Origin of the sequence: Pseudomonas sp. C 49-2, assembly GCF_003970195.1 — a bacterium.
In the GTDB taxonomy this organism is placed as follows: domain Bacteria; phylum Pseudomonadota; class Gammaproteobacteria; order Pseudomonadales; family Pseudomonadaceae; genus Aquipseudomonas; species Aquipseudomonas canadensis.
In genome coordinates, this window is sequence record NZ_RXYG01000017.1 from 61,281 (window position 1) to 74,310 (window position 13,030).

Annotated in this window: 15 protein-coding genes; 1 reads left to right on the top strand and 14 read right to left on the bottom strand. The window is 61.5% G+C overall.

Features of this window, described 5'->3' with window-relative positions; translation table 11 throughout:
* Window positions 1-107: 107 nt before the first annotated feature.
* The 6 genes from EJ576_RS25835 to EJ576_RS25860 all read right to left on the bottom strand — a co-directional run bounded on the left by EJ576_RS25835 (window position 108) and on the right by EJ576_RS25860 (window position 5,451).
* The gene (locus EJ576_RS25835) at window positions 108-761 is read right to left on the bottom strand and encodes an HAD family phosphatase (protein WP_068932495.1); all 654 of its coding nucleotides are present in this window, start codon (window positions 759-761) and stop codon (window positions 108-110) included.
* A gap of 30 nt (window positions 762-791) precedes the next feature.
* Window positions 792-1,781, bottom strand: a complete 990-nt coding sequence (locus EJ576_RS25840; RefSeq protein WP_126571445.1) for an ABC transporter ATP-binding protein — start codon at window positions 1,779-1,781, stop codon at window positions 792-794.
* Entirely contained in the window at window positions 1,778-2,578 is an 801-nt protein-coding gene (locus tag EJ576_RS25845; protein ID WP_028615789.1) for an ABC transporter permease, read from the bottom strand. The genes EJ576_RS25840 and EJ576_RS25845 overlap by 4 nt, the downstream gene beginning before the upstream one ends.
* Window positions 2,565-3,401 (bottom strand): ABC transporter permease subunit, encoded by an 837-nt coding sequence (locus tag EJ576_RS25850; protein ID WP_122725413.1) that lies wholly within the window; start codon window positions 3,399-3,401, stop codon window positions 2,565-2,567. The genes EJ576_RS25845 and EJ576_RS25850 overlap by 14 nt, the downstream gene beginning before the upstream one ends.
* Complete coding sequence (locus tag EJ576_RS25855) at window positions 3,398-4,204, bottom strand: alkaline phosphatase family protein (RefSeq protein ID WP_122725415.1); 807 nt, start codon at window positions 4,202-4,204, stop codon at window positions 3,398-3,400. Before EJ576_RS25855 ends, EJ576_RS25850 begins: the two co-directional genes overlap by 4 nt.
* Window positions 4,205-4,374: 170 nt before the next feature.
* Window positions 4,375-5,451, bottom strand: coding sequence for an ABC transporter substrate-binding protein (locus EJ576_RS25860; protein ID WP_028615792.1), 1,077 nt, complete (start codon window positions 5,449-5,451; stop codon window positions 4,375-4,377).
* Window positions 5,452-5,798: 347 nt separating this feature from the next.
* Between EJ576_RS25860 and EJ576_RS25865 the strand changes: the two genes are divergently transcribed.
* Window positions 5,799-6,512 (top strand): UTRA domain-containing protein, encoded by a 714-nt coding sequence (locus tag EJ576_RS25865; protein WP_010211607.1) that lies wholly within the window; start codon window positions 5,799-5,801, stop codon window positions 6,510-6,512.
* A 164-nt stretch (window positions 6,513-6,676) separates the two neighbouring features.
* Here the strand turns inward: EJ576_RS25865 and EJ576_RS25870 are convergent, their stop codons facing one another.
* Genes EJ576_RS25870 through EJ576_RS25905 form a run of 8 tightly spaced genes read right to left on the bottom strand, consistent with a single transcriptional unit; the run spans window position 6,677 to window position 12,794 of the window.
* Window positions 6,677-7,597, bottom strand: coding sequence for a metal ABC transporter solute-binding protein, Zn/Mn family (locus EJ576_RS25870; RefSeq protein WP_126571446.1), 921 nt, complete (start codon window positions 7,595-7,597; stop codon window positions 6,677-6,679).
* Window positions 7,597-8,496, bottom strand: coding sequence for a metal ABC transporter permease (locus EJ576_RS25875; RefSeq protein WP_028615795.1), 900 nt, complete (start codon window positions 8,494-8,496; stop codon window positions 7,597-7,599). The genes EJ576_RS25870 and EJ576_RS25875 overlap by 1 nt, the downstream gene beginning before the upstream one ends.
* Window positions 8,493-9,239, bottom strand: a complete 747-nt coding sequence (locus EJ576_RS25880) for a metal ABC transporter ATP-binding protein (RefSeq protein WP_122725421.1) — start codon at window positions 9,237-9,239, stop codon at window positions 8,493-8,495. Before EJ576_RS25880 ends, EJ576_RS25875 begins: the two co-directional genes overlap by 4 nt.
* Complete coding sequence (locus EJ576_RS25885; RefSeq protein ID WP_126571447.1) at window positions 9,236-10,156, bottom strand: metal ABC transporter substrate-binding protein; 921 nt, start codon at window positions 10,154-10,156, stop codon at window positions 9,236-9,238. Before EJ576_RS25885 ends, EJ576_RS25880 begins: the two co-directional genes overlap by 4 nt.
* 19 nt (window positions 10,157-10,175) lie before the next feature.
* Window positions 10,176-10,736, bottom strand: a complete 561-nt coding sequence (locus EJ576_RS25890; RefSeq protein ID WP_028615798.1) for a DUF6162 family protein — start codon at window positions 10,734-10,736, stop codon at window positions 10,176-10,178.
* On the bottom strand, window positions 10,733-11,062 hold the full coding sequence (locus EJ576_RS25895; protein WP_016980241.1) for a hypothetical protein: 330 nt from the start codon (window positions 11,060-11,062) through the stop codon (window positions 10,733-10,735). The genes EJ576_RS25890 and EJ576_RS25895 overlap by 4 nt, the downstream gene beginning before the upstream one ends.
* Window positions 11,059-11,595: a thiamine pyrophosphate-binding protein gene (locus EJ576_RS25900; protein ID WP_122725430.1), complete on the bottom strand. Its 537-nt coding sequence runs from the start codon at window positions 11,593-11,595 to the stop codon at window positions 11,059-11,061. Before EJ576_RS25900 ends, EJ576_RS25895 begins: the two co-directional genes overlap by 4 nt.
* On the bottom strand, window positions 11,592-12,794 hold the full coding sequence (locus EJ576_RS25905; RefSeq protein WP_123476176.1) for a PepSY domain-containing protein: 1,203 nt from the start codon (window positions 12,792-12,794) through the stop codon (window positions 11,592-11,594). Before EJ576_RS25905 ends, EJ576_RS25900 begins: the two co-directional genes overlap by 4 nt.
* Between the last annotated feature and the right edge of the window lie 236 nt (window positions 12,795-13,030).

A 13,030-nucleotide genomic window follows, 5' to 3' on the forward strand; every position in this document is an offset into this window, starting at 1 on the left:
CAAAACGGTAGGAGCCGGCTTGCCGGCGATGGCGGTGTATCGATGAAGAATGTTTCATCTGACACACCGCCATCGCCGGCAAGCCGGCTCCTACAGGGAGCGGTGTGTCAGGTCCAATCGTGGATTGGCCAGCCAGCTTTTTCGGCGTGCTCGCGCAATACCGGGTCCGGGTTCACCACCTGCGGATGATCCACCTTCAACAGCAACGGCAAATCATTGCGCGAATCCGAATAGAAATACGCGTCCTCCAGCGTTTCACCTTCCTTTTCCAACCATTCCAGCAACCGAGTGATCTTGCCCTCGCGATAGGTCAGCACACCCACGGTGCGTCCGCTGTACACGCCATGGCTGACATCCAATTCAATCCCCAGCACTTCATCAATCCCGATCCGCGCCGCAATCGGCGTGACCAGGTGCGTGCCCGACGCCGAGATCACCAGGATCCGATCACCCTTCGCACGGTGCCGAGCGATGGTCTTGGTGGCGTCGCTGTAGATCAGCGGCTCGATCACGTCCTCGACCCACGGCTCCACCAGATGCTCGATTTCCTCCGGCGTGCGGCCAATCATCGGCTCCAGGCTGAAGTCCATGAAGTCTTCCATCTTCAGTTTGCCCTGGCTGTAGGCGTCCATCAGTTCGTGGTTCTTGCGCATGAACGATTCAGGGTCGACCCAGCCCAGGCGGCCCATCTGCTCGCTCCACAGGGTGGCGCAGTCGCCGTGGATGAGGGTGTCGTCCAGATCAAAAATTACCAATGCCATCCGTCATGCTCTCTCAAATGAAACGTTGCATCAGGCTACTTCACACAGGGCGCTTGGGTCGATGGAAAGTGCCAGGCGTTGTCCGTCCGGGTGCAGGTCGTCGGCCGAGCGGTTGAGCACATCCACCACCAGCTCCACGCCGCGCGCCTCGATGCGATAGCGAATCACGTTGCCCAGCAGGCTGTGGCTGCGCACCAGGGCGTCCAGTTCGCCGTCGCGGCTCAGTTCGATGGCCTCCGGGCGAATGGCGATGCGGCTGTTGATCGGGCGTTGCAGCAACTGGGTGGCCTTGTCGGCGTCCAGCAGGTTGTAGTTGCCGATGAAACCGGCGGCGAACACATCGACAGGCGCGGTATAGAGGGTTTCGGCATCGCCGCTCTGCACGATCTTGCCCTGGTTCATCAGGAAGATCCGGTCGGACATGGTCAGGGCTTCTTCCTGGTCATGGGTCACGAAGATGGTGGTCAGCCCCAATTCGCGCTGGATCTGGCGGATCTGTTCACGCAGGTGCTTGCGAATGCGTGCATCCAGCGCCGACAGCGGCTCATCCAGCAGCAGTAGGCGCGGGCGGGTGACCAGGGAGCGGCCGAGGGCGACGCGCTGGCACTGGCCGCCGGACATCTGGTGCGGGTAACGACCGGCCAGGTCCTTGAGTTCCACCAGTTGCAGCACTTCCTGCACGCGCTTGTGGCTGTCGTCGGCATTGACCTTCTGCATGCGCAGGCCGAAGGCGACGTTCTGCTCCACGGTCATGTTGGGGAACAGTGCATAGCTCTGGAACACCATGCCGATGTGACGTTTCTGCGGGCTCAGCGGGACTATGTCTTGCCCATCCAGCAGGATTTTCCCACTGTCCACCGAGGTCAGGCCGGCGATGCAGCGCAGCAGCGTGGATTTGCCGCAACCGGACGGACCGAGCAGGGTGACGAACTCACCCTTGGCGATCTCGCAGTTGATGTCACTGAACACCGGAGTGCCGGCGTAGCCTTTTTGCAGGTGTTGGACGCTGACGAAGCTCATTGGCTTTTGTCCTTGTTCAAGATATTGGCGGCCCAGGTCAGCACCAGCACAAAGAAGAAATAGGAAATCACGACGGCACTGGTGAAATGGCCGCTGCTGTTGCGCATGTTGTTCAGGTAGACCTGCAGGGTTTCGTAGCGGGTACCCACCAGAATGTTGGCGAACACGAACTCACCGAACAGGAACGAGAACGACAGCAGCAACGCCACCATCAAGCCTTTGCGCAGGTTCGGCAGCACCACCAGGATCGCCGCTTGCCAGGTGCTGGCGCCGAGCAGTTGCGACGCGTCCATCAGGTCGCGCAGGTTGATCGCCTGCAGGTTGTTGGTGATCGCCCGGTACATGAACGGCAGCGCCACGGTGAAGTAGCAACCGATCAGAATCCACGGTGTGCCGACCATCGCCATCGGCCCGGAGCCATACAGTTGCAGCAGGCCCACTGACGACACCACCGGTGGTACCGCGAAGGGCAGCAGGATCAGGATGTTCATCAGCGCATCGAGCTTGGGGAAGTGGTAATGCACCACAAACAGCAGCGGCAAAATCAGCACCACCGACAGGATCAGCGCGCCGACGCACACCAGCAACGATTGCCCGAAGGCCATCAGGAAGCGCGGGTCGCTCCACAGCTGCACGTACCATTTCACCGTGAAGCCGGCGGGCAGGATGGTCGCCGACCAACTGCTGGCAATGGAGTAGACAAAGGTGCCTATCAACGGCAGTACCAGGATTGCAAACAGCAGCCACACCACCACCCGATGGTAGAGGGAGGCCGGGCCGGCTTCAGCGCGAGACATGGTAGCTCCTCTTGAGCAGCAGTTGATGGACCACGGTGACCACGGTCATCAGCGCCACCAGCACCACGGCCAGGGCGCTGGCCAAGTTCGGGTCGAGGGACACATCACCGGAGACCAGCCCGGCGATACGGATCGGCAGCACGTTGAAGTTACCGGTGGTCAAGGCGTACACCGTGGCGTAGGCGCCCAAGGCGTTGGCCAACAGAATCACGAACGTACCGAGCAGGGCCGGGGTGAGCACGGGCAGGCCGATATGCCGCCAGAACTGCCAGCCATTCGCGCCGAGCAGTGCAGCCGACTCACGCCAGTCTTCGCGCAACGCATCGAAGGCCGGGTACAGCAGCAACACGCCCAGGGGAATCTGGAAGTAGGTATAGAGGATGATCAAGCCGGTCTTCGAATACAGATTGAAGTCCTGAATGATCCCCGCCTGCTTGAGCATGATCGTGATGCTGCCGTTGAAGCCCAGCAAAATGATGAACGCGAAGGCCAAGGGCACACCGGAAAAGTTGCTGGTCATGTTGGCGAAGGCGGTGACGAAATTGCGCAGCGGCGAATCCACCCGGCGCAACGAGTAGCTGCCCAGCGTGGCGATGATGATGCCGAAGATGCTGGAGTAGAAGCTGATTTCCAAACTGAACTGAATGGCTTGCAGGTAGAACTTCGAGCTGAAGATGCGTACGAAGTTTTCCACGCCCCAACCGGCTTCTTCAGTTTGCAGGCTGTTGATCAGCACCCACACCAGCGGGGCAATTTCAAACACGATAAAGAACAGCGCGAAGGGCACCAGGCACAGCAGCGCCAACCATTTGCCACGGATCATTTCAACAGCTCCCGGCAGACAGGTTTGTCGTGGGGCACGCCCAGCAACTCGCAGACGGTGCCGCAGAGGTCGGTCTGTTTCGGTGTGGCGTTGGGGTCGAGGCTGAAGGCATTGCCGAGAACGAACAGCGGCACTTCTCGCTCTTCCGGCAACAGGCCGTTATGGGAACGGTCGTTGTTCATACCGTGGTCGGCGGTCACCAGCACTTGGTAACCGGCGTCGAGCCAGACTTGCAGGTAGTCGGCCAGGATAATGTCGGCCGAGCGTGCGCTGTTGCGGTATTGCGGGGTGTCGAGGCCGTGCTTGTGGCCGGCGTCGTCGATGTTCATCGGGTGCACCACCAGGAAGTTCGGCGCGTGTTTGAGACGCAGGCTCTCGGCGTCGGCAAACAGGTGGGAATCCGGGTAATGGTCATTCCAGTAGAAATGCCCGTGCTGGATCGCCAGTGACTTGTCGTCGGTATGACGGTCGCGGGCGGCGAGGAAGGGCGTACGGTTGTACAACTCGCTGACCCAATGGTAAGCCGCCGCTGCCGTGGTCAGCCCGGCGTCGGTGGCGTAATGGAAAATGCTGCGCTGGTGGGACAGGCGCGAGACGTTGTTGTGCACGATGCCGCTCTGGATTGGAGGCACGCCGGTGAGGATGCATTCATACAGCGGGCGGGACAGGGCGGGCAGTTCACATTCCAGTTTGTAGAGGGCTGCGCGTCCTGCGCCGACGTAGGCCTGCAAGTGCCCCATGGCGTGTCGGGCAACCTCGAAGTTCAGGCCGTCGAGCACGACAAGGATGACAGTGTGCTTCATGGGGGCTGGGGCTCCGCGACAGTAGGTTTGACTCAATTTTTCTGACTTAACTGGGTCAAAATGTGGGAGCTGGCTTGCCTGCGATAGCGGTCTGACATTCACCATCTATGTCGACTGATACACCGCTATCGCAGGCAAGCCAGCTCCCACACTGACTGCATTTCAGACCTTTACTTCATCTCTACGATGACCTGCTCGTTCCACAACTGAGGCAGCTTCTTGGACGTGGCTTCCCAGGCATCCGCATCCTTGATCGGCTGCGGGTTGGCCTTGGTGTACTGCTCGCCCGGGATCAGGTTCTTGGCGATGTCGGCCGGCAGTTTCAGGTCGGTTTCAGCGCGAATCGGGCGCGCATTGCCTTTCGCCAGGTTGAGCTGGCCGGCGTCGCTGAAGATGTATTCGCGGGTCAGCTTGGCGGCGTTCGGGTGCTTGGCGTATTTGTTGATGATGGTGGTGTAGCCGGATTTCACCGAGCCGTCCGATGGGATCAACACCACGTAGTCATCCGGGTTGGCCATCTTGGCCTTGTAGCTCAGGCCGTTGAAGTCCCAGACCACGCCCACTTCGACTTCGCCTTTTTCCATGGTGGCGATGGTCGGGTTGGACAGCGAGAGACGACCTTGCTGAGCGATCTTGGTGAAGAACAGCAGGCCTGGGGCGATGTTCTTTTCGTCGCCTTTATTGGCAATGGCCGCTGCCAGTACACCGTTGGCTGCTTGTGCCGCGGTGCTCACGTCGCCGATGGAGACCTTGTACTTGCCGTTCTGCAGGTCCGCCCAACTGGTTGGCACTTCAGAACCGTGCAGCAGCTTCTTGTTGACGATAAACGCGATGGTGCCGGTGTAGGCCAAGGCCCAATGACCGTCTTTGTCTTTAGCCCAATCCGGAACCTGGGCCCAGGTGGACGGTTTGTACGGTTGGGTGACTTCCTGCTTCACCGCGATCGGACCGAACGCTGCGCCCACGTCGCCGATGTCGGCGCTGGCGTTGTCTTTCTCAGCCTTGAACTTGGCGATTTCCTGGGCCGAGCTCATGTCGGTGTCGATGTGCTTGAGGCCGTAGGTCTTGGCCAGGTCTTCCCAGGTGCCTTTCCAGTTGGCCCAGTCATCGGGCATGCCGACGCTGTTTACAGCGCCTTCTGCCTTTGCGGCAGCTTCCAGGGTTTTTAGATCGGTATCAGCGGCCATGGCGGCGGTGCACATGGCAATGGTCGAGCCTAACAGTGATGCCAGGAAAAGCTGTTTCATCCGAAGCTCCTTTGGGCGTTTTCAACGCGGCGGTTTTTTCTGCTGTGTTGTTGGTCTAGGTCAGAGCAATACCTGAGCCAATCTAGACGCGATGGATGACAGTTTCATGTCGATGTCGTTTTCAAAGCGTAGATGTCGCTAAGTTCAGGATGAGCGTAGACCATGTCCAAGTGCCCGCATTGATTGGACTTGGCCGATGTATTGCAGGGTGTGCTGCGGGGGATCGACGGGGACTGTCATCTGTCGGTCATCTGCAATGCCTAGGCTGGCATGCAACCGTAACAGCCCAAATACAGCGCGGTTTATGCACCCGAACGGTGCTGGTCTAGTCCAGATAGGTAACGTTGATGCGTGATGAGGCAATCAAGGCGGTGACATCCATTGGCCTGGCGCTGCAAGAGCAGATCGACCACGGTTTGTTGCCGCCTGCCAGCAAACTACCCGCCGAACGCAAGCTCAGCGAGTTGTTTGGTACCACCCGGATTACCGTGCGGGAAGCCTTGTTACAACTGGAAGCCCAAGGCCAGATCTATCGCGAGGAGCGGCGCGGCTGGTTTGTTTCGCCGCCACGGCTGGCCTACAACCTGATGCAACGCAGCCACTTTCACGCGATGGTCAGCGACCAGGGGCGCGTGGCGTCCACCGAAGTGATTTCGGCGCGCTTGCAGCCGGCGTCGGCGGCGGTGTGTGCGTGGTTGCAGTTGCCGGCGCTGTCCAGTGTGATCCAGATCTGCCGGGGCCGGCGGATCGATGGGCGCTTGGTGCTGTATGTGGAGCACTACCTGAACCCGCAGTATTTTCCCGGGATCCTGGCGTGTGATTTGAATCAGTCGATGACTGAGCTGTATGCGCGCAAATACGATTTGCACTACGGGCGCGTGCGCTTTGAAATCGTGCCGACCTCACTGCCAGTGGAAGCCGCCGCCGCGTTGCGCGTGTCGGTGGGCAGCCCGGGCTTACGGATCGCCCGGGTCAATTATGACCAGCACCAGCGGTTGATCGATTGCGACCTGGAGTTCTGGCGGCATGATGCCATTCATGTCGGTGTGGATGTGGTCTGATTTGTGGTGAGCGGGCTTGCCCCGCGCTGGGTGGCGAAGCCGCCCTAATAAAGCCACCGCATTTTTTCAGGTACAACGCGGTTTGAGGTGTTAGGGCTGCTTCGCAGCCCAGCGCAGGGCAAGCCTGCTCACCACAGCAAGCCTCTCCAGACAGGTTGAGTCAGTCAGATAGCAGGTGTGAGTGCCTTGATCACCTGATCCACATTGGTTTCCAGCTCTGTCACCGGCTCGGCACCGTCCACATTCAACACCAACAGCTTCGACCCCCCGGCGCTCACCGCCGCCTTGACCGCCTCACTCGGCTGCCGATGATGCAGCACCACCGCCACCTCGTTGCCCTTCAACTCGGCACTCAGTTTCTGCAACGCCTCAGGCGTCCAATCCGCGTCGGGCCGTGCATCGGTGCTGAGCACTTCCAGATTCAAACTGCTGACCAAGTACGCGAAGTGATCACTCAAGCTGACCACGCTCAGGTTATCCGCCTTGGCCAGTCGTGCTTCGCTGTCGGCGGTGAGCTTGAGCAGGCGCTGTTTGAGGGCGGCGAGGTTGGCGTCGATCTTCGGCTTGGCGGTGGGGGCGAGGCGGCTCAGGTCGGCGGCCAGCACATCGGCCATGCGTCCCATGTTGTTGCTCGATTGCCACGGCTGGCTGTTCAAACCATCGGTGACGCCCGGCTGCACCGCGATGCCAGGCAGACCGCCGTCCACCGGGCGTGCAGCATCGACTTCGACGATGCGGATATTGCTGCGCCGCGCCACCGGGTACAGCGGGTCGTCGGCCCACAGCGAACGCAGGCCGATGGCGGCGTCGGCATCCAGCGCCAACCTATTCAGGGCGGGGGCGCCACGGCCGGTGAAGTAGGACACTTGTCGCGAACCGGGCAGATTGGCCGGCGCGGCGCGTTCAAGCTGCACGTCGGTGCCTTTGAGCAGCACTTCAGCCAGGCCGTAGGTGATCGGCAACGAGGCCAACACTTTGACCGGCTTTGCCGCGTGGGCAGCCGGTTTGGCCGCTTCAACCGCCATCAACGGCGTGGTGAAGAAACAAGCGATGGCCAGGGCCAGGGGAGAAAGAACGGAGCGCATTATCCAAGATTCCCTTTAAGGCTGGGCACCGTGCCGCGCGCGATGGCGGCCAGGGCGAAGGCGATACCGGCGACCAGGATGATCGCGGCGCCGGACGGCACGGGCAGGTCGAAGATGATCGGCAGCAGGATTCCGCACAGGGTGCTGATGGTGGCAATCGCGACGGAGATCCAGAAGAAGCCCTTGAGCGACTGGCTCAACAGACGCGCCGCAGCGGCGGGAATCACCAGCAGCGCACCCACCAGGATCGCGCCGATGACCTTGACCGCCGCGACGGTGATCAGCGTCACCAGAATCACGAACAGGTAGTCCAGGGTCTTCACCGCTACACCGCGTACCGCCGCCAATTGCGGGTTGAAGCTGGCCAACATGATGCGGTTGTACAACGGCAGTGCCAGGGCCATCACCAACGAGCCGACCACCGCCAGCACCAGCAGGTCGTTGCCGTTGACCGTCAATACCGAGCCGAACAGTACGTTCTCGAGGATATGCACGTTGATCTTGCCGGCCAGGATCAGCAACAGGCTCGCACCCAGCGCCAGGGACACCGACAGGAACACGCCGATCAAGGTATCCGGCGCCAGGCCGGTGCGGTTGCGCAGGTAGTTGAGCAGGATGCCGAACAGCAGGCAGTAGCCGAACAGCGCGCCATACGGGCCGGTGTAGGGTTCACCGAGCAGGATGCCCACCGCCACGCCGGTCAGCGCCGCGTGGCCGACCGCTTCGGAGAAAAACGCGAAGCGCTTGACCACCACCAGCGTGCCCAGGCCGCCCAGTACCGGGCCGATCAGCAGACCGGCGAGCAGGGCGTTGACCACAAAACCGTAGGCCAGCGCCTCCGGCAGATAACCGGCAGAGGCCCAGCCCTGGACCATCAAGCGAAAGGCTTCATAACTCATTGCGCCGGGCTCCGAGGGTGGGTAGAGAACAGGGTCAGCAGGCGATCCGGGGTCAACGCCTCTTTGGGCGTGGCGTCGAACAGCACGCGGCGGTTGAGGCCGGTGACGCGGTCGGCCAGGCGGCCCACAGCTTCCAGGTCATGTTCGATCCATAGCACGGTGATTCCCGCCAGGCGCCAGTCATTCAGCAGGCGCTCAAACACCTGGATACCGGCTTCATCAAGCGCCGACATCGGTTCATCCAGCACCAGCAGCTGCGGCGCCGGGATCAGTCCCTGGGCCAGCAACACGCGCTGGCGCTCACCGCCGGACAGCGCGCCCATGCGCCGCTTGCGTTTGTCTTGCATGCCGACGCGCTCCAGCGCATCGCCAATCGCGCCGGCGTAATGCTTGGACAGGCCCAGAAACGCCGGACGCCGTTGGCACATGGCCGCCATGAAATCATCCACGGTCATCGGCAAGCCCCGGTCGAACTCCAGGGCCTGGGGCACATAGCCAATGGTGCCGGGCGTGGCCGGCCAGTGCAGGCTCAACCGTCCCTGATGAGGTGTCTGGCCCAGCAGTGTCTTGATCAGCGAGCTTTTGCCGCCGCCGTTGGGGCCGACCAGCGCATGAATGCTGCCCGGCTGTACCTGGAAGCTCACGTCATCAAGGATCACGGTGCGACCGAGCGTCAGCGCAATCTGGTCGAACTCAAGTGTCGGGCCGACGCTGACTGCACTCAGTTGTTCCGCCGCCGTCATGACCCGGACTCCTGAATGGCTCGCACCACCGTGTTGAGGTTGCCGGTCATCTCGACTTCGTACTTCTCGGCGCTGTATTCGCCGTAGGAAATATGCGACAGCGGGTACAGTTTGACCCCGGACTCACGTTGGATGGTGTCGACGTAGGTGGACGGGAAATCCATCTCCGAGAAGATCACCTTCACGTCCAGGGCGCGCAGTTCATCGATGGTCTTCTTCAACTGACTCGGGCTTGGCTCGATGCCGTGGGCCGGTTCGACCACAGCGGTGACTTCCAGGCCGAACTCGCGCAGCAGGTAGTCATAGGCCGCGTGCACGGTGGCCACGCGCAGGTCCGGGTTGGGCGCGCTGGTCAACTTGGCGAGGGCATCAGCGCGCATCTGGCGCAGGCGCTTGCCGTAGGCGCGAGCGTTCTGGGTGTAGGTCTTGGCGTTGTCCGGGTCGAGCTTGCCCAATTCGCGGGCGATGTTGTTGACCTGGGCAATCGACGCACTGATCGACAGGAAGGTATGCGGGTTGACCACCTTGCCCGCGCCGCGCGCGGCGTTACCGGTGGCCGCCAGCAGCGGTACGTTGGCGTTGGCCTCGATCACCGGGATGTCCGGGCGTTCGCTGGTGGCGATCATGCGGTCGGCAAAATCATCATGGCCGACGCCGTTGAGCACAATCACGTCCAGGGAGCCGATGCGCTTGATGTCTTCGGCGCGTGGCTCGTAGGCATGTGGGTTGAAACCGGCCGGAATCAGCGGCACCACTTCGGCCTTGTCGCCGACGATATTCGCCACGTAGCTGTAATAAGGGTGCAGGGTGATACCGATACGCAGGCGTTTGGCAGCCTCGGCGTTAGCCAATGGAGCGAGCATCAGGCTGAACAGGCCAACCAGCAACAGGCGCAACAGGGGAGATGAAATAGACATGGGCAATCGGTCTTCTCGTTCAGTGACGGTGCTGGCGGGTGACGCCGGCATCGAATTGCGCAACCACTTGCTGCCAGCCGGCCGCAATCAGCGCCTGGTCAGTGAGGTCGGAAGGGGCGGCGAGGTTGGCCTGGCGATTGAGCCAGATATCCGGTTCGGTACCGTGCACGCGCATCAGCAGCGAGCCGGCGGTGGCCGGTGCCTGGCTCAAGCCCAGGTAGGCCGAGGGCTCAAGCAATCGCCAGCGATGATCGCCACGGCTGACCGAACTGGCATCCTGGGCAAAGGGCGCGAAGCCTTCTTCGGCCAGTTGCGCCGGGCTGGGCAGCGCGCTTTGCTCCTGCTGCAACAGCTGGATCTCATCCAGGGTCACCCGCAGGTCGGCGTAGATGCCTTGCTCGGCGGCGCTCAGGTCGCGGCGCGCATCCAATTGGTGGCTGGGCACGGCCGCCACTTCCTGGGATTCACCGTGCAGTGCGATCACCGAGCCTGCTACCGCGAGGATGATCAGGCACAACAGCAGCACGTAGAGGGTTTCATGACCAGCGCCGGCGGGGCGTACAACCTGTGTGGTCGTCATTGCGGCTGGATATCCGCTTGGTCGATTTCCACCACGTGGCCGGGGCCTGCATCAAACAGCACGTAGAACTCGGCGGACGGTTTCTTGAAGGTCAGGGTCGAGTCCTCACCCAGCTTGCCGGGCACCAGGATGGTTTCGTCATAGCCGATCACATCGAGGGTCACGCCGGGTGCGCCGCTGCCGTCGGAGAAGCCGCCTTTGCACTGGATCTGCTCGCCGGGGATTTCCTTGCACTCACACATCGGGTTGTGGGCCAGGGCGACGGTACTGAAACCGGCGCACATCAGCAGGACGCCACAGGCGCGGGTCATGCGCATCAAAGTCATGGTTTAACTCCTTGCTGGTTCAGCCAGGCAATAGTGGCAGGCGAGGCCTGGCTCAACGGGATGGAACCCTGGTGCATCGTGCCGTCCCAGCCTTCCATGGTGACCCACAGTTCGGCGTCGGCGGGTGTGCGTTCCGGGATCGGCAGGCCAGCGCCCATGCGGTATGGCGTGCCAAAGAAGATCACCCCGGCGGCGCGCAGGCTGCGCGGCTTGCCGATGCGCAGGTAGGTGGCCTTGACCTGTTCGGCACAGGTGTCGCACAGGGCGGCATTGAAGAACTTCATTGGCCCGGCTGGGTCGGGGCGCGGGCCTTCATTGCGGAACTCCGCCAGGGTCAGGCTCCAGGGCCCGACCTGCACCTCACCGGCCACTCGCTCGCCGATGCCGGTGTCGCCACGAAACAGCGCCGCGTCAGCGAAGTACTTGGGCATGAAGCCCAGGGGGATCAGCAACAGCAGCACATTGATGTGGAAGCGCCATTTCAGCCAGAAGGCCCGCAGCGCCGAAGGTTTAGCAGCAGCGACCTTGCTCATGGGGTGACCTCCGAGGTTTCAGCCTGCCTGGTGGGGGCGGCCACCGGCTTGTGTTGGGTCTTGGCTTCACGCTTGAGGGCATTGAGGGTGGCCAGGGCGGTGCGCTTGGTCCAGATCAGCAGGCCGCTCAACACCATCATGCTCATGATCAGGCCAAAGAATGCCCAGATCAGCTTGATCCAGATCCCACCAAAGTCGCCGGTGTGCAGCGGGCGCATGGATTCGGTGACGAACTCCAGCTTCGAGCGGTCGGACAGCAAGTGCGCCGCCGCGACTTCGCCGTCATAGGGGTTGATCTGCGCGGTCTGGAACATCAGCGGATACCAGCCGCGCCCGCCGATCTGCAGGTGGCTATAGGCATTGAGCGGCAGGCTGATGAAGCTCGCCTCCAGGCCAGGAATGCGCTGTGTGGCGATCTTGATCGCCTCGTCCACAGGAATCATGGGAGCCGGCACGCCGGGTGCCGACATCGGCACTTTTTCCCGTGCAATCACCGGGATGACCGGCTCGGTGGAAATCGAGATCTGGTTGTCCCCCAAGATCGCCCGGATCAGGAACCAGATGCCGGTGACGGAGATCACCGCGATGAACCAGATCGACCAGATACCGCTCAAGCGGTGGAAGTCGCCCCAGAAGATCCGCGCACCATGGCGAATACGCAGGGTAGGGCGCAGGAATCCTTTCCAGAAACGCTTGTACACCACCAGCCCGGTGACCAACGACGCCAGCAACGGAATACCCAGTGCCGAGACCAGATACCAGCCCCAGCTGTAGCCATTGGTGAACGGCACTAGCCACCAGCCGTGCAGGGCACGGGTAAAGGCCTGGAAGTTGAACGACGGGCTGATGCCCTGGATCGCGCCGGTGTACGGATTGACATAGACCTCGACGGAGCGCCCGTCGGGGTAGCTGAGGTCGACGCTGAGGGCGAAATGGGATTCGTCGGGGCGGCTGATCGACTGGACGAACACCTGGGGTTCTTCGCGTTTGATCGCGGCGATCACCTGATCATAGCTCAGCGGTTCGGCGTCGTCCGTCGGCTTGCTCGCGCGGATATCCGGGTTGGCCAGCCAGACGATCTCCTGGCTGACCACCGCCAGGGTGCCGGTGACGCAGACGATCAGTACAAAGAACCAGATGGGCAAGGCCAACCAGCTATGCACGAGAAACCAGAGTTTGGAGCGTGACTTCTTCGACATGTGAATGAGGGTCTTGATCGGAGGGGGGCAGTGAAGGCCCGGAAAAGGCCAGTCGTAGCTTTTGCTGACGCGACAGGCTGTATCTAAGTTAAGACGGATGAGAACGAGAAATCCCTAACCCGGATATGAAAGAAAATGTTTCAGGTTCACATTCAGGCCGATTAAACGCCTTGATCGAACACGAAACATGTTCCAAGCCATCACCCAAGCGGCATTGATGGGGCCCGGGCGCTGCG

Bases quoted from the DNA above. Each gene is read 5' to 3' on its own strand.
- EJ576_RS25880 (WP_122725421.1), bottom strand. From the start codon at position 9,239: ATGACGGCGGCGGAACAACTGAGTGCAGTCAGCGTCGGCCCGACACTT.
- EJ576_RS25905 (WP_123476176.1), bottom strand. From the start codon at position 12,794: ATGTCGAAGAAGTCACGCTCCAAACTCTGGTTTCTCGTGCATAGCTGG.
- EJ576_RS25900 (WP_122725430.1), bottom strand. From the start codon at position 11,595: ATGAGCAAGGTCGCTGCTGCTAAACCTTCGGCGCTGCGGGCCTTCTGG.
- EJ576_RS25870 (WP_126571446.1), bottom strand. From the start codon at position 7,597: ATGCGCTCCGTTCTTTCTCCCCTGGCCCTGGCCATCGCTTGTTTCTTC.
- EJ576_RS25835 (WP_068932495.1), bottom strand. From the start codon at position 761: ATGGCATTGGTAATTTTTGATCTGGACGACACCCTCATCCACGGCGAC.
- EJ576_RS25860 (WP_028615792.1), bottom strand. From the start codon at position 5,451: ATGAAACAGCTTTTCCTGGCATCACTGTTAGGCTCGACCATTGCCATG.
- EJ576_RS25855 (WP_122725415.1), bottom strand. From the start codon at position 4,204: ATGAAGCACACTGTCATCCTTGTCGTGCTCGACGGCCTGAACTTCGAG.
- EJ576_RS25890 (WP_028615798.1), bottom strand. From the start codon at position 10,736: ATGACGACCACACAGGTTGTACGCCCCGCCGGCGCTGGTCATGAAACC.
- EJ576_RS25875 (WP_028615795.1), bottom strand. From the start codon at position 8,496: ATGAGTTATGAAGCCTTTCGCTTGATGGTCCAGGGCTGGGCCTCTGCC.
- EJ576_RS25845 (WP_028615789.1), bottom strand. From the start codon at position 2,578: ATGTCTCGCGCTGAAGCCGGCCCGGCCTCCCTCTACCATCGGGTGGTG.
- EJ576_RS25840 (WP_126571445.1), bottom strand. From the start codon at position 1,781: ATGAGCTTCGTCAGCGTCCAACACCTGCAAAAAGGCTACGCCGGCACT.
- EJ576_RS25885 (WP_126571447.1), bottom strand. From the start codon at position 10,156: ATGTCTATTTCATCTCCCCTGTTGCGCCTGTTGCTGGTTGGCCTGTTC.
- EJ576_RS25895 (WP_016980241.1), bottom strand. From the start codon at position 11,062: ATGACTTTGATGCGCATGACCCGCGCCTGTGGCGTCCTGCTGATGTGC.
- EJ576_RS25865 (WP_010211607.1), top strand. From the start codon at position 5,799: ATGCGTGATGAGGCAATCAAGGCGGTGACATCCATTGGCCTGGCGCTG.
- EJ576_RS25850 (WP_122725413.1), bottom strand. From the start codon at position 3,401: ATGATCCGTGGCAAATGGTTGGCGCTGCTGTGCCTGGTGCCCTTCGCG.